The sequence below is a fragment of the Acidovorax sp. NO-1 genome, from assembly GCF_000238595.1.
Classification (GTDB): Bacteria; Pseudomonadota; Gammaproteobacteria; order Burkholderiales; family Burkholderiaceae_C; genus Acidovorax.
In genome coordinates this window covers 14,892-34,363 of the sequence record NZ_AGTS01000063.1, presented here as the reverse complement: position 1 = coordinate 34,363, position 19,472 = coordinate 14,892, and the positions used below count along the sequence as shown (strand labels likewise).

The window sequence follows — 19,472 nt, the reverse complement described above, 5'->3', positions numbered from 1 at the left end:
GCGCAGGAGGACATCGGAGTGAGCGGAGAAAAAGACCACGTTCGGCTGCAGCAAATGATGGCCCCTGACCTTCGGCCAGAAACCTACGTCTACTGCACCTTCCAAGACCATCGCCTCCCTGCTGACCTCTCCCCCATCTGCACGTTCAGGGAGACCGAAGGATTGACGGCCATCGTTGAGCGCGCTCAAGCCATTCAGGCCAAGGTGCCCTACATCTTTGAGGCCAAACTCATCACGCTCACCGTGCACTCCTCACTGGAAGCCATCGGCTTTCTGGCCATGATCTCCTCGGCCCTGGCCAAAGCAGGCATCCCTTGCAATGCGGTCGCCGCCTTCCACCACGATCACCTGTTCATTCCGGTTGAGCGAGCCGACGACGCGTTCTCTTTGCTGAACGCTTTGAGCCACAGCAGCGCACCGGCAGCGATTTGACGCGCTTCGTACGCAGGGTCTTCTTCGTTTAGCGCGACTGAACCCGCTGCAGATTTGGGCGCCCTGCCCTGATTTCCTTTGACATCGCGCGACGCGCTTGTCTACCCTACCATCTATCCAGTCTCTTGAGACTTGGTGCTTGGGTCACGCGGTGTCAGCACTGCGTGGCCTGTCGGTCAACCAGACCTGCAGGAGTGGGGATGAACAACCTTCAACTTCCCGAGGTGACGCCGTCAGCATCTGCGGTCGTGACACGCCCATCGGTCAAACGCCGTATCGATCCTATCGACGCACCCGCCCGCCCACTGGGCTCCAAACGTTTGGCGCTGATCGCAAAGCGCACCAACGCTGCCGCATCAATGTCAGACCGCCATTTGGAACGCATCGCTGAGGGCGATACCTTGCTGGCAAACCACGACGGCACCGTGACCTTCCTCCTGCGCGCCACCCGCTACGGTCTGCTGATGGAGCGCACCCAACGCCAAGCTTCGGGCATGCGGCTGGTACAGACGATGGTCTTTCATGACGTGAAGAGCTTCGACCGCTGGTGTGCGGTCGAGCCGTTGCGTTTTGATGATGGCCTGCTGTTCAGCAAACTGGGACGACAGGGTCATGCTGCATTTGCAATCCACCCCTGACCGCATTGAGCCTGCTTCAGGCAGACCTGCGATAGGGGACAACGCGCGCGTTTTTCATATCCTCCCATTGATCACAGATGCGAGGTCCCCGGGCGAAGTGATCTCATTGTTTCGCGAGGCCGTTATGGGTCTGGGAGCTGATGCAGGCTACTTCCTGAGTTGCCTTCGAGACGATGCAACCCGAACCTCATTTCGATCGTTTTGGGCCTGCGATCCAGCATGGCCGGCTGAGTACGCTTCTCAACGATGGTTCGAACATGATCCCTGGTTGCGCTATGCATCGTGCGACGCGGAGCCCACCCGTGCCAGCTACCTCAACTGCTCATCCCCCGAAGAAAGCGCCTTCATCCGCGCAGCTGCCAAGCATGGCTTCGCATCTGCTCTGATCGCACCTGCACCCAGCTCAGTTGGCCTATCAAGGGTAGGGGTCCTGTGCCTGGGATCAGCTGACCCCGAAAGGTTCGAGGGCGAAAGCTACCCGAGGGCCAGGGTACTGGCGCGCGCGCTTGCCATGGAGCTGCATCACTCGATTGCAATATCCATGCGTGAGGAACTGCTCCGGGGCACGAGCCTCACAGAAGCCGACCTGCACCTCTTGCGCTGTGAGGCCGCAGGACACAGCAGCAAAGTGATCGGTGCAGCCATGAATCTTGAGGCCAAAACCATCGACAGCCGATTTCAGCGCGTCAACGCAAAGCTGAACGCGCCGGACAGACGCACAGCTGTGCGCATTGCCCGTCTTTACGGCCTGCTTTAGCAGGCCGTTGAAAAATTCTCCGCCGGTGCCCGAGTCGGCCGCTACGATCTGAAGCCATCCCAGAACGACCCAGCCGAGGAAGATGAGAGGCAACCAAGACTTCCAGAGTGCGATGTTCAGCTACATCAGCCTTGAAGAGAGAGTGCCGCAGGCCCACCCGCTGCGCAAGTTGCGCGCCGTGGTCGATGCGCTGCTGGCGACGATGAGCAACGACTTCGAGGCGGTGTATGCCCGCCGTGGGCGCCCCTCGGTACCGCCGGAGATGCTGCTCAAGGCACTGCTGCTGCAGATCCTGTTCTCCATCCGAAGCGAGCGGCAACTGGTCGAGGCCATCAACTACAGCCATCCTTCAATCTCGCCCACTCCCTACCCTCAACCCCTCCGCCGCAAATGGCACCAGGAACTGTTCACTATGCTCAGCCGTCGCCGTCAGCCACGCTTCATAGGCCGCCTCCGGCAGCACCACTACCATGCGTTTCTCATCGGTCGGCTTGTGGAACTGGTTCATCAGTTGGTGGGTATCTGCGTTGATCGTCCGCATTGTGTAGCTGTGCACCCATTCCCCCTGGGGAGACTTCCAGGCAGACCACAAACCCGCAATCCCCATGGGCCGACCGTCTTCTCGTTCGATGCGCGTGGGAATGGCCTTGCCGCTGCGCCAGTCCGGTTCGTAGATGGCTTGGGCCGGGATGATGCAGTGCTGCGCCCTCTTCCAAGCTTCCCGAAAACTCGGTTTGGTGGCCACCGTCTCGCTGCGGGCGTTGTAGGTACTGCGGCAGATCTTCAGGTCGGTCGCCCAGTGGGGTACCAGGCCAAACAGGCCGGGTAACGCTTCCCGATCTGGTGCTGCGTCATCGCCCGAGTCCTTCTCCCGGGGGCGGCGGATCAGCAGGCCGGGGTATCCCGGCCAGAGATCGGTTTTGCCCAAGTCGGCCGGTGGCTCCACCTGGAACACCTTTCGCAAGACCTGTGCGTCCCGCACGCCTTCGTAGTGACTGCACATGGTTCAATCCTATGCGCGGATTCGCGCCGGTTTTCTGTGAAGCATTCCCAAGGGATGGGCTTGGCTTCTATACTGTTGTTATGTAAGGGGTATCCACTTAGCTCCAGCAGATGCAGAATAACTGGATGGATATCCATACTTTAGCGCCAACGCCCGGAAAAGACTATCCGCAGACTTGGAACGAGTTTCTTGACTGGTTTGCCACCGAAGAGGCGTGCCTTGCCTATCTGGAGCGGCTGCGGTGGTCCCAAGGTTTTGTCTGCCCGCGCTGCGGCTGCGTAGGCGATGCCTATCGTGCGACGCGTACCCGGCTGATGTGCCCGAGTTGCCAACACCAGAGTTCGGTGACCGCCGGCACCATCTTCGAGAAGACCCGAACGCCACTGCGCGTTTGGCTGGCTGCGGCTTGGTACCTGACCAATCAGAAGCAAGGCGTGAGCGCGTTGGGTCTACAGCGCGTGCTGGGACTGGGCAGCTATCAGACCGCTTGGACCATGCTGCATCGGCTTCGTCGTGCCATGGTTCGACCGGGTCGCGAACAGCTCAAAGGGTTGGTCGAAGTTGACGAGACCTATCTGGCCATCACAGACAGGCGAAACCCCATCTCACCCAAAGGGCGCAAGAGCAGCACGAGCAAGGTGCTGGTGGTCATGGCCGTGGAGATGCTGGACCCCAAAGGATTCGGCCGCATCCGCCTGCGCCGCATTGCCAATGACTCCGCTGCTTGTGTGATTCCGTTCGTGGAGGAGGTTATCGAGCCTGGCGCACAGGTGCGTACCGACGGCTCGGCTGCCTACCTGACATTGAAAGACCTGGGCTTCGTCCATCAGCGCACGGTCATGTTGGGCTCCAACGTTCCGGCTCATGTCTCGATGGCTGGCGTGCATCGGGTGGCGGCTCTGGTGCAGCGCTGGATTCTGGGCACACACCATGGCTCGGTGCAGCCCGAACACCTGGATGCCTACCTGGATGAGTTCGTGTTCCGCTTCAATCGCCGCACATCCAACTCACGCGGCATGTTGTTCTATCGGTTGCTGCAACAAGCGGTCGTGACAGCACCGGTGACGTACCGGGACGTGGTGAAAAAGGCTTGACTGTTTGCCTGACTGGCATACCATTCAATACTGGTTATCCATCCAGCATTTACGATGACTGGAGCTAAGTGGATACCCCTTTGTTATGTCCAGTATTGTAGAAGATCACCTGTTATCAGCCCAGTTCCCTGGTGCAGCGTCAGGAAGCTGCAGCCCACCGAGGCCCTTGGTCGAATGCGCCCTTCCCGCCTTCCAACTTGAATCCCGGATTCGAGCGGGTTTTCCGTCGCCGGCGGAGGATTTCCAGGCCAAACGCATCGACGTGCTCGAACACCTGATCAAACATCCACAGGCCACCTACAGCATGACGGTGCGGGGTGAGTCCATGCGTGAGGCGGGCATCTTCGATGGGGATGTGCTGCTGGTGGACCGGGCAATCAAGCCCAGCCACGGCCAGATTGTGGTGGCGGTGGTCGATGGGGACTTCACCTGCAAGCAGCTCTGGCAACGCGGGGGGCGGCTCAAGCTAAAGGCTGCCAACCCAACCTTCGCCGACATCGTGCCCACCGAAGGCCAGACGGTCGAGGTCTGGGGCGTGGTGATCGCGGCGATCAAGCAGTTCAAGCGCTGACGCAGGCGAATCTGGTTGAGCGTGTTTCATGGCTTTTCCGCTGTATGCCCTGGTCGATGGCAACAATTTCTACGTCTCTTGCGAGCGTGTGTTCCGCCCCAGCCTGAACGCCAAACCGGTGGTGGTGCTTTCCAACGACGGTTGTGCGATTGCCCGTTCCAACGAGGCCAAGGCCTTGGGCATTGCCATGGGCGCACCCTGGTTCAAGATCCGGCACATGGCCGAATCCAACGGCTTGGTGGCCCTGTCGGCGAACTTCCCCCTGTATGGCGATCTGAGCGACCGGATGATGAGCCTGGTGGCCGGGCTCGGGCACCGGCAGGAGATCTATTCCATCGACGAGTCGTTTGTGGATCTCTCGGGCATCCGGGGTGACCTGGTCAAACGCAGTCGGGTGATCCGCGAAAGGGTGTTGCAGTGGGTGGGCATCCCCTGCTGTATCGGCATCGGGCAGACCAAGACCCTGGCCAAGCTGGCCAACCACATCGCCAAGACGGCCGAACGCAAACCCGGCAGCTACCCCGTCGAACTGGCTCAAATCTGCAACCTGGCTGCACTGGAACCAACAGCACGGGATGCGGTGCTGGCGGCCACGCCGGTCGAGGAAGTCTGGGGCGTGGGCCGTCGCATTGCGGCGCAGCTCAAAGAGGGTGGCATCCACACGGTGCTCGATCTCGCCCGCATGGACCTGGCCACGGTACGCCAGCGCTGGTCGGTGGTGCTGGAGCGCACGGTGCGTGAGTTGCAGGGGCAGTCCTGTGTGGTTCTGCAAGACACGGCACCAGACAAACAGGAAATCGCCTGCACCCGGTCGTTTGGTCGCCCGGTGACCGCACTGGAAGACCTCAGTGAAGCCGTCAGTGAGTTCGCCAGCCGGGCGGCCGAGAAGTTGCGGCGCCAAGAAGGGCTCGCCAACCAGGTGCTGACCTTTGTGCGGACCAGTCCGTTCCGGCCCGATCCTCAGTACAGCCGGTCCATCGTGGTGCCGACGTCCCCACCGCCGACAGTTCGCTGATCGCCGATGCGGCCCTGAACGGCCTGCGCTGCATTTACAAGCCTGACTTCCTGTACGCCAAGGCTGGGGTGATGCAGATGGAGCTTCAACCGGCTTCGGTGCACCAGGGTGAACTGCTGCTTGACGAGGAGCCTGGTGAGAGACGGGACAAAGGCCGGTTGATGGGCGCCCTGGATGGGCTCAACCGGCGCTATGGCCGGGGCACGGTGCTGCTGGGCAGTACCGGTCTGGAGGGAGATCGCAGGCGCTGGTCGATGAAACAGGAGCGGCGTACGCCGCAGTACACAACGCGATGGGAAGACATGCCCGTGGTGCGGACGTGAAGTACTCCCAATGAGGGGCACTGCTGTGCATCAGGCCGAATTTGTCGTAGGCGTTTCAAGCGACCTGAATCGATAATGGTTCCGAGTCGGCCTGAACAGTCGGCCCTCCTCCCTGAAAAGTCGTGTGACAGCGACTTTGCATTTGCCCGGCCTTCGCGCCGGGTTTCTTTTTTCGGCGTGCCCAGCAGACACCGACTGCGCATGGTGCGAATGTGCTGGAAAACAGCCCAAATCCAGCAGCAGCACAGGGGGTTTCAAGTCCTACATTGACCTCACGGTGTTCAGAGAAACGGCAAGCACTGCCACCTCACGAACAACGTCGAACCGAGGACTTGACCATGAACCATGCACCTCTCGCCAACACCCTGTGCTGGCATTCCACGAAAGCGGCAACCTTGCAGAGAAGCCTGGCGGCAACGCTGGCGAGCGCCGCCGCCAGCTTGTTGCTCACCTTGGGGCTCCTCGCACCATCGGCGGCGCGCGCCGTCGATGGCTGCCTGGTTTTACTGTGCTTTGCGGCACCGAGCTGGAAGTCGGTCCCTCAGTGTGTGCCACCGATCCGAAAGGTGCTTCGGGATCTGGCTCGGGGCAAGGCCTTTCCTACGTGCGGTATGTCTGGCGCAGGTAACTCGGCTCGGCATGTGTGGGCTCGGGCGCCGGGCAACTGCCCACCCCAGTACACCCGGGTGCATGAGTCCGAGAGCGGACCGATCTACACCTGCGACTACACCGGGGCGATCACGGTCACGATCGACGGCAAGCAGTTCACACGCACCTGGTGGGATATGGGTGGCGACACCGTGACGGACTTCAGCCCGGTCGCGAAGTCCCAGCTGGGCACTTGGGACACCCAGTACGACAACGACCACGCCACCTGGCTTCGCTCCCGTCCGTGAGGGCTGCGCCATGGAAGCATCCACCTTCGCGGCACTGGCCTTGGCCTGCGCGCCACAGGTCCACCTGACCACAGCACACGCGCTCGTCGCCGTCGAAAGCGCCTTCAACCCCTGGGCCATTGGCGTCGTAGGCGGTTCGCTGCAACGCCAACCCCGCCACCGCACCGAGGCATTGGCCACCGCGCTGGCTCTGCAGGCCGCTGGCCGCAACTTCAGCGTGGGCCTCGGCCAGATCAACATGGGCAACTTCCAGCGCCTGGGCCTGTCGCTGGAATCGGCCTTCGAACCTTGCTCCAACCTGGCCGCCATGCAGACGGTGTTGAGCGAGTGTTTCGAGCGGGCGCGACGCAAGTCACCCAGCAGATCGGGCGACCAGGTAGCCCTGCGCGCTGCGCTCTCCTGCTACTACAGCGGCAACTTCACCACCGGCTTTCGCCATGGCTACGTGGGCAAGGTGGTCGCCGCAGCCCGCAACCCTCTCCCCATCAGTCAACACACCCCCATTAAGGAGCCGTCATGACCCGCATTCGTCTCTTCGTACCACAGCGCCACCTCGCAACCGCCCTGCTGATGTTGGCTGCAGCCTCAAAGAGCTGGGCACAGGGCTTCGACAAGATCAACACCACGGTCACCAACGTCAACACCATCCTGGTGACGATATCGATTGCGGTGGTGACCATCGCGATCATCTGGGCGGGCTTCAAGATGATCTTCCAAGGCGCTCGCCTGGCCGATGTGGCCAATGTGCTGATTGGTGGCACGCTGGTGGGTGGAGCTGCGGCCTTCGCCAGCTACATCGTCAGCTGAAGGCTGAAGGTGCAGACCATGCAGGCCGAAGCCATCTACAAGGGCGCCACGCGCCCGGCCATGAAGCTGGGCATTCCGCTGGTGCCGCTGGTGATCCTGTTTGGCACCGGCATGTTGCTGATCATGTGGGGCGGCATCCTGGTGAGCTGGTGGCTTGCGCTGGGTGTGGTCCTTTCCATTGCACCGGTGTTGCTCTGGATGCGCTGGTTGACAGCCCGTGATGACCAGCGGTTCCGGCAGATCTTTGTGGTCCTCAAGCTGAAGCTGCACGACCGCAACCGGCGGTTCTGGCGCGCGCGCAGCTACTCGCCTACGCTCTACCGGGGAGGCTCCGATGTTTGGCATGTTTGACCGATCTGTCGGCGCGGGCCCTCGTCGCTCTGGGCGCCCTGCTACAGGTCAGCCACAACCGCGCCATTGGGCACAGGCGCTGAAGGAGAACCCGCTCACGCGGTTTGTGCCTTTCTCCTCACTGGTCAGCGAAAACGACGTCATCACGCGTGGGGGCGACTTCATGCGCGTGTGGCGCCTCGACGGCGTGGCCTTCGAATGCGCTGATGAACACCTGATCGCCGAACGGCATGAGGCCCTGTGCAGCCTGTTGCGCAACCTGGCCGGCGGCCAATGGGCCGTGTGGACTCATCGGCTCCACCGAAAGATCCACGACCAACTGGAAGACCCGCTGCAATCTGGCTTCGCACGGGACCTATCACAGGCCTACCAGGCCAGGCTGGGCAAGCACGCCATGATGAGCAACGAGCTGTACCTGACGCTCGTCTACCGGCCCAATGCCTCACGCCTCAGCCGGGCGCTGCAATCGACCCAGCGTTCAAAGACCGCCATTGCCGCAGCGCATGCCGAAGCCTTGCGCGTGATGGAAGAACGAACGGCTTTCGTGCGCCGGGTGCTGCGCGGCTTTGGCCCTCAACTGCTGGGGGCTCGCATGCAAGGTCCAAGGCGGTACTCCGAACTGGCCGAGTTTCTGGGCTACCTGGTCAACGGCAGCTGGAGGCCAGTGCCCCTTGCGGCAGGGCCGCTGTACCGCACCTTGCCCACCACCCGCCTGTCCTTCGGTGGTGACAAGCTGGAACTTCGACATGGCGAACAGCGCCGTTGCGCGGCCCTGGTGGACATCAAGGAATACGCCGACGCGGTGGAGCCGGGCATCCTGAACTCGCTGCTGTATGAAGACAGCGAATTCATCGAAACTCAGAGCTTCTCGATACTGCCCCGGCGCGAAGCCATGCGTGCGCTGGAGCTGCAACGCGACCAGCTGATCGCCAGCGACGATGTGGTGGCCAGCCAGATCGCCGACATGGACGAAGCGATGAACGAGCTGGGCGACGGTCAGTACTGCATGGGCGAGTACCACTACAGCCTGGTGGTGTTCGGTCAGCCAGGGGAAGACAGCCTGGCCGATGCCGGGCGACGGGCTGCACAGGCGATTGGCGCGGTGGGCGAAGCGTCCAGCCTGCAGATGTCGCCGGTGGATCTGGTGGCCGATGCCGCCTGGTTTGCCCAGATGCCCGGCAACTGGCAGTGGCGCCCGCGCGATGCCAAGCTGTCGTCCCGCGCTTTCGCGGCCCTGGCCAGCGGTCACAACTTTGCCCGGGGCAAGCGCGACGGCAATCCTTGGGGGGAGGCGTTGGCCTTGCTGCGCACCCCATCGGGCCAGCCCTTCTATTTGAACCTGCACAGCAGCCCGGAAGGCGAAGACTCTGCCGACAAGAAGCTGCCCGGCAACACCATCATCATCGGATCCACCGGCGTCGGTAAGACCACGCTGGAGATGTTCCTGCTCACGCTCACCCGCAAGTGGAACCCGGCTCCAAGGCTGGTGCTGTTTGACCTGGACCGGGGTTGCGAGATCGCGATACGGGCCTTGAACGGTCGGTACTTCACCCTTGAAGCGGGCAAGCCCACCCACCTGAACCCGCTGCAGCGCGACCCCACGCCAGCACGCATCCAGTTCTGGGAACAGCTGATCCGGATTTGCATCGCCACGCCCGCCCTGCCTTTGCTGCCGGCCGATGAGCGCGCGATTGCCGACGCCGTCAAGACGGTGGCCACGATGCCAACAGCTCTGCGCCGCTTCTCGACGGTTCGCCAAAACCTGCCGAAGTCGGGTGAAAACAGCCTATACGAGAGGCTCGGGCGCTGGTGTGAAAGTGGCGCCCTGGGCTGGGTGTTCGACCAAGCCAACGACCAGTTGGCGGACCTGGACGCGGCATCGGTGATTGCCTTCGACACCACCGAGTTCCTGGACCTGCCCGAGGTGCGCACGCCGGTCATGCTCTACCTGCTGCAGGTGATGGAAGAGCTGGTCAACGGCGAACGCCTGATCTATGTGATCTCGGAGTTCTGGAAAGCGCTGGGCCACGAGATCTTCAGCGACTTCGCCAAACAGAAGCAGAAGACCATCCGCAAGCAAAACGGCCTGGGCATTTTCGACACCCAGAGCCCGTCCGATGTGCTGCGCCACCCCATCGGGCGAACCATGGTCGAACAAAGCGTGACCAAGATATTCCTGGCCAACCCGGAGGCGATGCGCGAGGAGTATGTCGAAGGCTTTGGGCTCAGCGAGGCCGAATTCAGCATCGTGCGCAGCCTCGGCGCACAAGGCGGGCGCCGATTCCTCGTGAAACAAGGCCACAGCAGCGCCATCTGCGAGCTGGACCTTAGTGGCATGGACGATTTCATCACCGTGCTCTCGGCGACCACCGACAACGTGGCCCTGCTCGACACCGTTCGTGAACGGCACGGTAGCGATCCGTTTCTGTGGCTTCCCGAGCTGCTGCGCGAGGTTCAGGATCGCAAATCCCGTACTTCAAGGAGAACCCCATGAAACCCCACGCTCAATGGTTTGCGCTGATCGCCTTCGCGTTGGCCGCCAGCGCCGCCTCGGCCCAGTTCGTCAAAGGCAATGAGGCGGTCCGTGTCATGACCGATGGCACCCAAAAGGTGGAAGTGCCGCCGCTCCCGTCGGTGGCCTTAGGCTCGCCATGCCCAGCCGCCAAGCCTGGCTGCGCTGGCGGTGGCTGGAAGATGCTGGAGAGCAATTCGGGGCTGGTCGAGTGCACCGAAGTCTTTGCACGGCCCACGACCTGTCGACCCTCGACCTACGGGGTTGAAAAGCGATCACGCACGTGGATCGTGAAGATCAAAGGCCAATGGGTGCAGTGCGCGCAACCCGACATTTCGGGAAACTGCGTCAGCCTGAAAAGCCTCCCTGTCAGCGCTGTTCAATAGCCGAGGAGAAATCCCATGTTTGCCTGGGTCGGCTCACAGTTCGATGCGGTCCTGAGCACTTACGTGCTCGGCGTCGTGGGTTCGCTCATGACCGGGATCGCACCGATCGCACTGACGGCGATGACGATCTGGGTAGCGCTGTATGGATGGGCCGTTCTGCGCAACGAGGTTCCAGAGACGGTGCCCACCTTTCTCTGGAAGGTATTCAAGATCGGCCTGGTGCTGGCATTTGCTCTGCAATCGGCTTTTTACATCGCGAATGTGGCCGACACCGCCAATGCGCTGGCTACGGGGGTGGCCACCACGTTTCTACCGGCAGCCGCAGACCCCACCACGATCTCCTCTCCCTACGCGCTGTTGGACCGGTTCAATGACGGTGCCAGCCAATTGGTACTCGATCTGCTGAAGGACGCGGGAATCATGCGTCTGGACCTGCTCTTCGCTGCCGTGGTCTGCTCCATCGGCAACGTCGTCTTTCTTTGCATCGCCCTCTTCGTCGTCACGCTGGCCAAGCTCTTCCTCACGTTCGTGATCTCCGTAGGTCCACTGTTCGTCTTGTGCCTGGCCTGGCGCCCCACCGCACGCTTTTTCGACAGCTGGTTGTCGATGGTGTTGAACGCCGTCGTACTGACCTGGTTTGCATTTTTCGCCTTGGGTATCAGCGCGTTCATGGGCGATGCGATTGTGCAAACCGTTCAGGTCAACGGTGGATTTCAGGGCTCGACATTCAACGTCGTCGGGGAAAGCCTGAAGTACTGCGTCGTCATGGTCCTCATGGCGATCATCTGCTTTCAGGCGCCCAGTCTGGCCTCGGCCCTCACCGGAGGTGCCGCCATCCAACAGGGCATCCAGATGATCCAGAACGCCATGATGGTTTCGGGCCTGCGTTCTGCGTCATCCGCCCGAAGCGCCAGCGCCGCCGCCGCTAGCGCTGGCGGCGTCATCCGCGCAGGCGCCGGTCTTCCACACACCGCCGCATCCATGGCCCGCCGAGGCGTCGGCGCTGCCCGCTCCGCCGCTTACAAACTCGCCGCCCAACGCGGCCGGTCCTGACCACCCCACCCACCAAGGAGTTCACCATGCACACCCGCCTCAAAGTTGCCGCTGCCGTCCTCATTGCTCTGGGCGCAACCCAGGCCCGAGCCACCGGCATCCCCGTGATCGACGTGGCCAACCTGGTTCAGACCGTCCAGCAGGTCATCAACGACATCACCAAGATCAACAACCAGATTCAACAGATTCGACAACTGCAAACCCAAATCGAGAGCATCAACGGCATCCGGAACCTGGGCGATGTGTTCAACAACCCACTGCTGAAGAACTACATCCCGGCCGAGGCCTTCACCTACCTCAACGCGGTCAACACGTCGGGCTACAGCGGGCTCAACGCCACGGCCAAGGTGCTGCGCGACGTGAGCATGATCTACAACTGCATGGACCTCACCGGCGACGCACGCACCCAATGCCAGGCCGCTCTGGCTCAGCCCTATCAACAAAAAGGGCTGCTGCAAGACGCCATGCAGACCGCGGCGGGCCGACTCACGCAGATCCAGTCGCTGATGTCACAGATCAACGCCACCACCGATCAGAAGTCGGTGCTGGAAATCCAGGCCCGCATCGGCGCTGAAAACGCCCTGCTGGCACACGAGGTGTCGCAAGTACAGATGCTGCAGGGCATGGCCGACAGCGAAGAGCGCATTGCCCGATCTCGCGAGCGCGAACGGCAGCTTCAGATGCTGGGTCGCACCGGCAAGGTGGCTGACTTTCTGCCGTAAACCCGCCTGAGTCCCGCCGCCACCCAGACCCACCGGAGAACCCCATGAGTGCCATCCTGTTGTCAGGTAAAGCCGCCGCATGGCCAAAACGCCCCCCTGAACCTTCCACCGAGGCCGAATCGGCGCCATTCAACGCGAACCGCGACTGGGAAATCGACCGTGCGCTGATGCTCGAACGCTCGGAGCGCAGGGCCTGGCGGGTCGCGGTGGCCGGTTTGATTCTGGGCCTGATCGGCATCGCTGCCGTGTTCGTGCAGGGACCGCTGCGCCGCGTGGTGGAGATTCCCATCGTGGTGGACCGCGTCACCGGCGAAACCACCATCCAGCAGCGGCTGAGCGAAGAAACCATCCCCGCCATGGAGGCGCTGGACAAGCACAACCTGGCCGCCTTCGTGCGTGCACGCGAAAGCTACAGCTGGATGTTCCTGCAGCGCGACTTTGACCAGGTGGCGCGCATGGCCGTGCCGGGCGTGTTCGCCGAATACAACCGGCAGTTCGAGGGCGAAGGCGCGCTGCAGAAGAAGATCGGCGCGGCTGAAGAATGGCGCATCAACATCGTGGGGGTGCGCTTGCGGGCTTCCGGGCGCAGCGGCAACCTGAGCGACGCCACCGTCACCTACGACAAAGTGGTCCGTCTGACCGACCGCAACTTGCCGGACGTCACAACCCGCCACGTGGCCAGCATCGTCTTCCAGTACCAGCCCAAGGTGCTCGCCAAAGAAGCCGACCGGCTGGAGAACCCTTTCGGCTTCGTGGTCACCGCCTACCGGTCAGACCCCGAAATCAACACCCAGGCAGCGGGAGCACGGCCATGAAGCGCACTGTCTTGACGCTGCTGGCAGCCTGCGCCGCGTCTTTGAGCCTGTTCGCTCAAGCGAATCCGAAATCCGCCGACCCGCGCCTGCGCGACGTGGTCTACGACCCAACGGCAGTGGTGACCGTCCCCGTCAAACGGGGCATGGTGACCCTGGTGGTGCTCGCCCAAGACGAAGTGATCACCGAAGTGGCCGCAGGCCAAGGCGGCGATTGCAGTAAGGCCGATGCCGTCTGGTGCGTGGCCGCTCAGCCAGGGGGCCGTAACCTCTTCGTCAAAGCCAAATCCGGTGCGGATGCGCCCAACAACCTGGCCGTGGTCACGGACCGTCGCACGCATGCGCTGCGCTTCGTGGTCCTGCCCGACGGCGATCGGCAACAGCCGGTCTACCGCTTGACCGTCAAGGCGCCGGCACAGCCCAAGCCCGCCTCGGGCCTGTCAGCTAAAGACCTCGCAGCACTCGCCACCCTGCCCCCTTTGCCATACCAGCCGACGCCCCAACAGGTGGTGGCTGAACGACTGCAGGCCAGTCACACGGTGATGAACACCCAGTATTCGCTGGCCGAAGGTGCGGGCTCGCAAGACATCGTGCCAACCCTGATCTACGACGACGGGCGATTCACCTACCTGCGCTTACCGGGCAACCGCGAAGTCCCTGCGGTCTTTCATGTGCTCGGCGATGGCAGTGAAACCCTGGTCAATGCCCGGATGGAAGACGACCTGCTGGTGGTGGACCGCGTCAGCCGGCAACTGATGCTGCGAGCGGGCAACGCGGTCGTGGGCATCTGGAACGAGGCCTTTGATCTGGACGGCGCCCCAGCGGAAGGTGCGACCACCGTTCCGGGCGTGCAGCGGGTGCTTAAGGCTGCCAACGCCTCTCTTGACAACCGCCCCAACGGAGTCAGGCCATGAACGACCAAACCAACGCCCACAACCCGTCGACCGCAGATCCTGCGGACGGCAACACCATCACACCTTTGCCGGGAGAGCCCGGTATACCCCAGGTGACGGCCGCACGCAGTACCAACTGGTCGCGCAAGGGCGCGCTGGGGCTCGGCATGATGGTGTTGACCCTGGTGCTTTTTGCGGGCTTTGCCATCAACCGCTACCTCACCAGCGGACCGGCAACAGACCAAGACGCCAAGCTGGTGCGTGACAAACCCTCGGCCGCCAGCGCCGGTACACGCGCACTGGACATGACGGCACCACCCGCGCCGCGTGTGCCCGCTTTGCTGCCAACCACTGAGGCGGCTGAGCCCATTGGGGTGCGCAGCGGCGGGACTGCTGCGCCCAAAGGCCTCTCGGCCGACGATGCACCGGTGCTGATCGTGTCTTCTCGTCCTGGCGGGCACTCCAGCTCGGCGGGCATGCCCAACGCAACGGTTCCCGGCCAAGCCACGGCCGACACGGACGATCCAGTGGCCAGCACCAGCCGCAACCTGCAGTCCTACCAGAGACAACTGCAGGGCCTGCTCGACAACCTGACCCAGAGCACGGCGATGGCCAGTGGCCAGGGTAGAGATACGGCCGACCTCGGCGCCCTCGGCTCGATGGCAGGTGCCTCATCGGGCGCGGGTCTGCCTGCGTCTTCTGCGGGCCTGTTCGGCGGTCAACTGCAAGGCTCCGCCACACCCAAGGTCGCGGCCAGCACACTGGGCGACCGCAGCCTCACGCTGCCCAAGGGCACGGCCTTCACCTGCGCCCTCAAAACCAGGGTGATCAGTGCCACCTCAGGCCTGGTGGGCTGCCAGGTTCAGCGCAACGTGTACGGCGACAACGGGCGCGTGCTGCTGATCGAACGCGGCTCGCACCTGGACGGCGAGTACCGCATCTCGTCGGTCCGCCCCGGCATGGTCCGCATACCGGTGTTATGGACCCGGGTGCGAACACCCCATGGCGTGACGGTGGACATTGAGTCGCCCGGCACCGGCCAACTCGGCGAGTCCGGCATTGATGGTTACGTGGACAACCGCTGGGGTGAACGCATCGGCGCCGCCATGCTGCTCTCGCTGATCGACGATTCGGTCAAGCTGCTGATCCAGAACCAGACGCAAGACCAGCAGGCCGACACCATCGTCCTGCCATCCACCACCGACAACACCAGCAAGCTGGCCGAGAAGGTGCTGGACAGCACCATCAACATCCCGCCCCTGCTGTACCAGAACCAGGGCGGCATCGTCGGCATCTACGTCGCCCGCGACGTGGACTTTTCCTCGGTCTACGAACTCCAGCCGCGGGAAAGGTGAAAGCGATGAACACCCTGCCCGGCATTGAAGAAGACCCGCTCGACGGCTGGTGCGGCGACGCGACCTCGGTGGTGGAGTTCCTGCGCCCGCTGCGCGAAGAGCTGGACGCCCCAGGCGTGCTGGAGGTCTGCGTGAACCGCCCCGGCGAGCTGCAGGTGGAAACCGTGAACGGTTGGCAAGCGGTCAACGCACCGGCCATGACCCAGGAGCGTTGCCTGTCTCTGGCCACGGCGCTGGCCACCTACTGCGACCAGCAGATCAACCAGGAACGCCCGCTGCTGTCGGCCACTCTGCCCACTGGCGAGCGCATCCAGTTCGCCATACCACCCGCAGTGCCACGCGGCACCGTGTCCATCACCATCCGCAAGCCGTCGAACGTGGTGCTCCGGCTGAGTGACTTCGAGCAAGACGGCTTGTTCGGCCGCGTAGGCGAAAAGGTCGCCGCACCGAATCCGGAGCACAACGACGGCCTGCAGCCCTTTGAGCGCGAACTGCTGGCCTTGAAGGCCGCTGACCGTTACGCCGACTTCATGCGCCTGGCCGTGCGCCACCACCGCACCATCGTGGTCAGCGGCAAAACCGGCTCGGGCAAGACCACGTTCATGAAAGGCCTGGTCGAAGAGGTGCCGAAACACGAGCGCCTGATCACCATCCAGGACACCGCCGAACTCACCTTGCCCAACCACCCCAACGTGGTTCACCTTTTCTACAGCAAGGACGCCCAGGGCACGGCGCGGTTCACCGCCAAGTCTTTGCTCGAAGCCTGCCTGCGCATGAAGCCAGACCGCATCTTCCTGGCCGAGTTGCGCGGTGAAGAGTGTTTCTCGTTCATCCGGCTGGCCGCCTCGGGCCACCCGGGCAGCATCACCAGTGTGCACGCCGGCAGCTGCGATCTGGCGCTGGAACAGATGTCGCTGATGATCCGCGAAAGTGGCGCGGGTGGCGGCCTGCGCATGGACGAGATCAAAGGTCTGCTGCGCATCGTGATCGATGTCATCGTGCAGTTCGACCGTGACGAACGGGGCCGATTCATTGCCGATGTGGCCTACGAACCCCGCCGCAGGTACCACGCCGCCAGCCAAAACCCGCTGCGCGCCAGCACCCCGCAAGAGCCCAGCGCTGTAGCGAGCGAGGGGGCGCGATCATGAGCCAGGCATTGACCTTGCCCTTCACCGCCTGGTCCGTGGGCCGACGGGTTGCCGCTGGCACCTTTGCAGCGGTCGTGGCCACTGCCCTGCTCTGTGCGGCGGTCTATGTCTCGGGGGTGTTGTTTCTGCTGCTCAGCAAGGCCGACCCCAGGCAGGCCCGGTGGAGCAGCATCACCACCTACTGGCAGCTCTATTCCGGAGATGCTGTTTTGCGCCAGCGCCTGTTCACCGCCATGGCCCTGTCTGGCACTGGCTTGCTGGTCATCCTGCCCGGCGCTCTCATCGCAGCGGCCCGGCCACGCCGGGCCTTGCATGGCGACGCGCGTTTCGCCTCGGCTGGCGAAGTGGCCCGCGCTGGGCTTGTTGATTCGGCCCACCACCCTGACACCCCAAGCATCCTCATCGGACGATTCAAAGGCCGGTACCTCGCCCTGCCCGGCCAGCTGTCGGTGATGTTGTCGGCCCCCACCCGCAGCGGCAAAGGTGTGGGCGTGGTGATTCCCAACCTGCTCAACTGGCCCGACTCCGTGGTCGTGCTCGACATCAAGGGCGAAAACCACGCCATCACGGCGGGCTACCGCGCCGCCCATGGCCAGGCGGTCTACGCCTTCTCCCCGTTCGACGAACAGGCCCGCAGCCACCGCTGGAACCCGCTGACGGCGGTTCGCACCAGCCCGCTGCACCGGGTCGGCGATCTGCTGGGCATCGGCCAGGTCTTCTTCCCCAACGACGGCAGCGGCACCTCGTCCGAAACCTTCTTCAACGACCAGGCGCGCAACCTGTTTCTGGGCCTGGGCCTGTTGCTACTTGAAACCCCCGAGCTGCCCCGCACCGTGGGTGAGCTGTTACGCCAGTCTTCTGGCAAAGGCCAGCCGTTGAAAGACCACCTGGGCAGCCAGATCACCCAGCGCCGCGAGCAAGGCAATCCGCTCACCGACGAATGCGTCGATGCGCTGCAGCGCTTGCTGAGCAATTCCGAGAACACGCTGTCCAGCGTGGTCGCCACCTTCCACGCGCCGCTCACCATCTTTGCCGATGCGGTGGTCGATGCCGCCACCAGCGCCGACGACTTCCGGCTCGAAGACCTTCGGCGCCAGCGCATGTCGGTCTATGTGCGCATTCCGCCGCACCGCCTGGCCAATGCCCGCCCCTTGCTGAACCTGTTCTTCTCGCAACTGGTCAGCCTCAACACCCGCCAACTGCCCGAACAAGACCCAAGCCTGAGGTTTCAATGCCTGCTGGTCAACGACGAGTTCACCGCCATGGGCCGCGTGGGCGTCATCACCCACTCTGCCGCCTTCCTGGCTGGCTATAACCTGCGCCTACTCACCGTGGTGCAAGCCATGTCGCAGCTGGACGCGGTCTACGGAGACAAAGAAGCCCGCACCTTCGCCACCAACCACGGCCTGCAAATTCTGTATGCCCCACGCGAACAGCGCGACGCCGACGAGTACAGCGCCATGCTCGGCCATTTCACCGAGCGCGCCACCTCACGCGGGCGCAGCCGTTCTTTCAGCGGACACGGCCACAGCACCGTCAGCCGTAACGAAAGCGAGCAACGTCGCGCCCTGCTGCTGCCGCAGGAGTTCAAGGAATTGGGCCGCGAGCGGCTGGTGGTGATCTTCGAGAACTGCAAACCAATCCTCGGCGAAAAGATCCGTTACTTCCAGGACAAGGCCTTCACGTCGCGCCTGAAGCCTGCGCCAGCAGTGAAGTCGATGGACATGGACCTGCACCTCGCCAAAGTCCAACAGCGCTGGCGCTTAGCTGATGACGAACTTCCTCCGGGACAAACCAGCATGGACATCGGCGTTCTGAATCACGACGTCAAGCTGACCAAAGACCAGATGGAAGGTCCACCTGACAAGCTGGCGGAAACCTGCATCGGCTTCTTTGACGACAGGCTGGAAGCTGTCGGCGAAGGCGGGTTCATCGAGCCGGTCGAAGAGATCGATGAGGTCGAGTCCACCCCAAACACTACTTCCGCACCGTCCGCTACCAGCAACACAGAACCCATCCGACTCGAAACCCTGGAGGAACAGCCATGACCACCCACCTGACCTTGCGCTCTGCGCTGACCCTCTCAAGCCTTGCGCTGCTGGGCGCCTGCAGCTCACCGCCCAAGCCCCCCACCGTGGACGAATCTCAGAAGCGGCCCGCCAATGCGCTGATGGCCGTCGAGCTGCAGATGTGCAGGAACGATCTTCAGAACGCCCGCATCGAGGCCAATGAATCCAACCGCCTCGCAGAAACCACCACCGCCACACTGGCCCACATGGCCGCGCGCCAGCAGTTGATGGCGTCGATTCAGGAGAAAGCGCAAGCCAACAGCGTTCGCATCGTCCACTTCGGTTTCAACAGCACCCGGGTGTCGATACCCGCCGAGGAGGCATTGGCTCTGGTGGAAGAAGCCAAGACCGCACCACTCGTGGTGCTGAGGGGGCGCACCGACGGCACCAGCGACTCTTCCGCCGAAAGCCGTATTGCACAGGCCCGGGCCAACGCTATGCGTGACTACCTGATCGCTGCCGGCGTGCACGCCGCTCGCATCCGCACCACCCACCAACCCAGCGGCGACCACATGGCCGACAACGGCAACCCACGCGGCAGAAATCTCAACCGACGGGTCGAGATCGAGGTTTACCGGGTGCCACCGGTATCCCTACAGTCCTCGACCCCACCCCAACCCTGACACCCCGTCTGC

The 19,472-nt window shown here is 63.0% G+C and carries 20 protein-coding genes and 3 pseudogenes; 22 read left to right on the top strand and 1 reads right to left on the bottom strand.

The window, feature by feature from the left end; genetic code table 11:
* Positions 1–18 precede the first annotated feature (18 nt).
* From KYG_RS25055 to KYG_RS23625, 5 genes and pseudogenes are all read left to right on the top strand, one after another.
* Positions 19–432: an ACT domain-containing protein gene (locus KYG_RS25055; protein ID WP_034693545.1), complete on the top strand. Its 414-nt coding sequence runs from the start codon at positions 19–21 to the stop codon at positions 430–432.
* Positions 433–632: 200 nt separating this feature from the next.
* Positions 633–1,070, top strand: a complete 438-nt coding sequence (locus tag KYG_RS06890) for a hypothetical protein (protein ID WP_008904133.1) — start codon at positions 633–635, stop codon at positions 1,068–1,070.
* Positions 1,006–1,578, top strand: a pseudogene (locus KYG_RS25460) (autoinducer binding domain-containing protein); the annotation flags it as partial. The gene KYG_RS06890 and the pseudogene KYG_RS25460, both read left to right, overlap by 65 nt.
* Positions 1,579–1,611: 33 nt before the next feature.
* The gene (locus KYG_RS25050; protein ID WP_034693539.1) at positions 1,612–1,827 is read left to right on the top strand and encodes a LuxR C-terminal-related transcriptional regulator; all 216 of its coding nucleotides are present in this window, start codon (positions 1,612–1,614) and stop codon (positions 1,825–1,827) included.
* Between the two features lie 82 nt (positions 1,828–1,909).
* Positions 1,910–2,170, top strand: a pseudogene (locus KYG_RS23625) (transposase); the annotation flags it as partial.
* A 6-nt stretch (positions 2,171–2,176) separates the two neighbouring features.
* Here KYG_RS23625 and KYG_RS06880 read toward each other — a convergent pair.
* Positions 2,177–2,830, bottom strand: coding sequence for an SOS response-associated peptidase (locus KYG_RS06880; protein WP_008904130.1), 654 nt, complete (start codon positions 2,828–2,830; stop codon positions 2,177–2,179).
* A 125-nt stretch (positions 2,831–2,955) separates the two neighbouring features.
* On the opposite strand from KYG_RS06880, the gene KYG_RS06875 reads away from it, so the two are divergent.
* From KYG_RS06875 to KYG_RS06795, 17 genes and pseudogenes are all read left to right on the top strand, one after another.
* Positions 2,956–3,924, top strand: coding sequence for an IS1595-like element ISAisp8 family transposase (locus KYG_RS06875; RefSeq protein WP_034693535.1), 969 nt, complete (start codon positions 2,956–2,958; stop codon positions 3,922–3,924).
* A 166-nt stretch (positions 3,925–4,090) separates the two neighbouring features.
* On the top strand, positions 4,091–4,495 hold the full coding sequence (locus tag KYG_RS06870; protein WP_008904128.1) for a LexA family transcriptional regulator: 405 nt from the start codon (positions 4,091–4,093) through the stop codon (positions 4,493–4,495).
* 40 nt (positions 4,496–4,535) lie between these two features.
* A pseudogene (locus tag KYG_RS06865) lies at positions 4,536–5,833 on the top strand (Y-family DNA polymerase).
* A gap of 686 nt (positions 5,834–6,519) precedes the next feature.
* Positions 6,520–6,729 carry a hypothetical protein gene (locus KYG_RS25045; protein ID WP_237707216.1) on the top strand — a complete coding sequence of 70 codons (210 nt, stop codon included), beginning with the start codon at positions 6,520–6,522 and terminating at the stop codon, positions 6,727–6,729.
* Between the two features lie 10 nt (positions 6,730–6,739).
* The gene (locus tag KYG_RS06855) at positions 6,740–7,249 is read left to right on the top strand and encodes a lytic transglycosylase domain-containing protein (RefSeq protein WP_008904126.1); all 510 of its coding nucleotides are present in this window, start codon (positions 6,740–6,742) and stop codon (positions 7,247–7,249) included.
* Positions 7,246–7,536 (top strand): TrbC/VirB2 family protein, encoded by a 291-nt coding sequence (locus KYG_RS06850; protein WP_008904125.1) that lies wholly within the window; start codon positions 7,246–7,248, stop codon positions 7,534–7,536. The genes KYG_RS06855 and KYG_RS06850 overlap by 4 nt, the downstream gene beginning before the upstream one ends.
* Positions 7,537–7,554: 18 nt before the next feature.
* Complete coding sequence (locus KYG_RS06845; protein ID WP_034693592.1) at positions 7,555–7,887, top strand: type IV secretion system protein VirB3; 333 nt, start codon at positions 7,555–7,557, stop codon at positions 7,885–7,887.
* Positions 7,880–10,381, top strand: coding sequence for a VirB4 family type IV secretion/conjugal transfer ATPase (locus KYG_RS06840; protein ID WP_305714364.1), 2,502 nt, complete (start codon positions 7,880–7,882; stop codon positions 10,379–10,381). The genes KYG_RS06845 and KYG_RS06840 overlap by 8 nt, the downstream gene beginning before the upstream one ends.
* Positions 10,378–10,785 (top strand): hypothetical protein, encoded by a 408-nt coding sequence (locus KYG_RS06835; RefSeq protein WP_008904122.1) that lies wholly within the window; start codon positions 10,378–10,380, stop codon positions 10,783–10,785. Before KYG_RS06840 ends, KYG_RS06835 begins: the two co-directional genes overlap by 4 nt.
* A gap of 15 nt (positions 10,786–10,800) precedes the next feature.
* On the top strand, positions 10,801–11,838 hold the full coding sequence (locus tag KYG_RS06830) for a type IV secretion system protein (protein WP_008904121.1): 1,038 nt from the start codon (positions 10,801–10,803) through the stop codon (positions 11,836–11,838).
* Between the two features lie 26 nt (positions 11,839–11,864).
* The gene (locus KYG_RS06825) at positions 11,865–12,560 is read left to right on the top strand and encodes a type IV secretion system protein (protein ID WP_008904120.1); all 696 of its coding nucleotides are present in this window, start codon (positions 11,865–11,867) and stop codon (positions 12,558–12,560) included.
* 44 nt (positions 12,561–12,604) lie between these two features.
* Positions 12,605–13,375 (top strand): virB8 family protein, encoded by a 771-nt coding sequence (locus KYG_RS06820; protein WP_008904119.1) that lies wholly within the window; start codon positions 12,605–12,607, stop codon positions 13,373–13,375.
* Positions 13,372–14,286 carry a TrbG/VirB9 family P-type conjugative transfer protein gene (locus KYG_RS06815; RefSeq protein WP_008904118.1) on the top strand — a complete coding sequence of 305 codons (915 nt, stop codon included), beginning with the start codon at positions 13,372–13,374 and terminating at the stop codon, positions 14,284–14,286. The genes KYG_RS06820 and KYG_RS06815 overlap by 4 nt, the downstream gene beginning before the upstream one ends.
* A complete protein-coding gene (virB10, locus tag KYG_RS06810; RefSeq protein ID WP_008904117.1) occupies positions 14,283–15,620 on the top strand; it encodes a type IV secretion system protein VirB10 in 1,338 nt (445 codons plus the stop codon). The genes KYG_RS06815 and virB10 overlap by 4 nt, the downstream gene beginning before the upstream one ends.
* A 5-nt stretch (positions 15,621–15,625) precedes the next feature.
* Positions 15,626–16,768: a P-type DNA transfer ATPase VirB11 gene (virB11, locus tag KYG_RS06805; protein ID WP_008904116.1), complete on the top strand. Its 1,143-nt coding sequence runs from the start codon at positions 15,626–15,628 to the stop codon at positions 16,766–16,768.
* Positions 16,765–18,816, top strand: coding sequence for a type IV secretory system conjugative DNA transfer family protein (locus tag KYG_RS06800; protein ID WP_008904115.1), 2,052 nt, complete (start codon positions 16,765–16,767; stop codon positions 18,814–18,816). The genes virB11 and KYG_RS06800 overlap by 4 nt, the downstream gene beginning before the upstream one ends.
* Entirely contained in the window at positions 18,813–19,460 is a 648-nt protein-coding gene (locus KYG_RS06795; RefSeq protein WP_008904114.1) for an OmpA family protein, read from the top strand. Before KYG_RS06800 ends, KYG_RS06795 begins: the two co-directional genes overlap by 4 nt.
* Positions 19,461–19,472: the final 12 nt, after the last annotated feature.

What these genes read in the sequence shown, in the direction of transcription:
- KYG_RS06890 (WP_008904133.1), top strand. Translation starts at nt 633, where the DNA reads ATGAACAACCTTCAACTTCCCGAGGTGACGCCGTCAGCATCTGCGGTC.
- KYG_RS25050 (WP_034693539.1), top strand. Translation starts at nt 1,612, where the DNA reads ATGCGTGAGGAACTGCTCCGGGGCACGAGCCTCACAGAAGCCGACCTG.
- KYG_RS06880 (WP_008904130.1), bottom strand. Translation starts at nt 2,830, where the DNA reads ATGTGCAGTCACTACGAAGGCGTGCGGGACGCACAGGTCTTGCGAAAG.
- KYG_RS06875 (WP_034693535.1), top strand. Translation starts at nt 2,956, where the DNA reads ATGGATATCCATACTTTAGCGCCAACGCCCGGAAAAGACTATCCGCAG.
- KYG_RS06855 (WP_008904126.1), top strand. Translation starts at nt 6,740, where the DNA reads ATGGAAGCATCCACCTTCGCGGCACTGGCCTTGGCCTGCGCGCCACAG.
- KYG_RS06850 (WP_008904125.1), top strand. Translation starts at nt 7,246, where the DNA reads ATGACCCGCATTCGTCTCTTCGTACCACAGCGCCACCTCGCAACCGCC.
- KYG_RS06845 (WP_034693592.1), top strand. Translation starts at nt 7,555, where the DNA reads ATGCAGGCCGAAGCCATCTACAAGGGCGCCACGCGCCCGGCCATGAAG.
- KYG_RS06840 (WP_305714364.1), top strand. Translation starts at nt 7,880, where the DNA reads ATGTTTGACCGATCTGTCGGCGCGGGCCCTCGTCGCTCTGGGCGCCCT.
- KYG_RS06835 (WP_008904122.1), top strand. Translation starts at nt 10,378, where the DNA reads ATGAAACCCCACGCTCAATGGTTTGCGCTGATCGCCTTCGCGTTGGCC.
- KYG_RS06830 (WP_008904121.1), top strand. Translation starts at nt 10,801, where the DNA reads ATGTTTGCCTGGGTCGGCTCACAGTTCGATGCGGTCCTGAGCACTTAC.
- KYG_RS06825 (WP_008904120.1), top strand. Translation starts at nt 11,865, where the DNA reads ATGCACACCCGCCTCAAAGTTGCCGCTGCCGTCCTCATTGCTCTGGGC.
- KYG_RS06820 (WP_008904119.1), top strand. Translation starts at nt 12,605, where the DNA reads ATGAGTGCCATCCTGTTGTCAGGTAAAGCCGCCGCATGGCCAAAACGC.
- KYG_RS06815 (WP_008904118.1), top strand. Translation starts at nt 13,372, where the DNA reads ATGAAGCGCACTGTCTTGACGCTGCTGGCAGCCTGCGCCGCGTCTTTG.
- virB10 (WP_008904117.1), top strand. Translation starts at nt 14,283, where the DNA reads ATGAACGACCAAACCAACGCCCACAACCCGTCGACCGCAGATCCTGCG.
- virB11 (WP_008904116.1), top strand. Translation starts at nt 15,626, where the DNA reads ATGAACACCCTGCCCGGCATTGAAGAAGACCCGCTCGACGGCTGGTGC.
- KYG_RS06800 (WP_008904115.1), top strand. Translation starts at nt 16,765, where the DNA reads ATGAGCCAGGCATTGACCTTGCCCTTCACCGCCTGGTCCGTGGGCCGA.
- KYG_RS06795 (WP_008904114.1), top strand. Translation starts at nt 18,813, where the DNA reads ATGACCACCCACCTGACCTTGCGCTCTGCGCTGACCCTCTCAAGCCTT.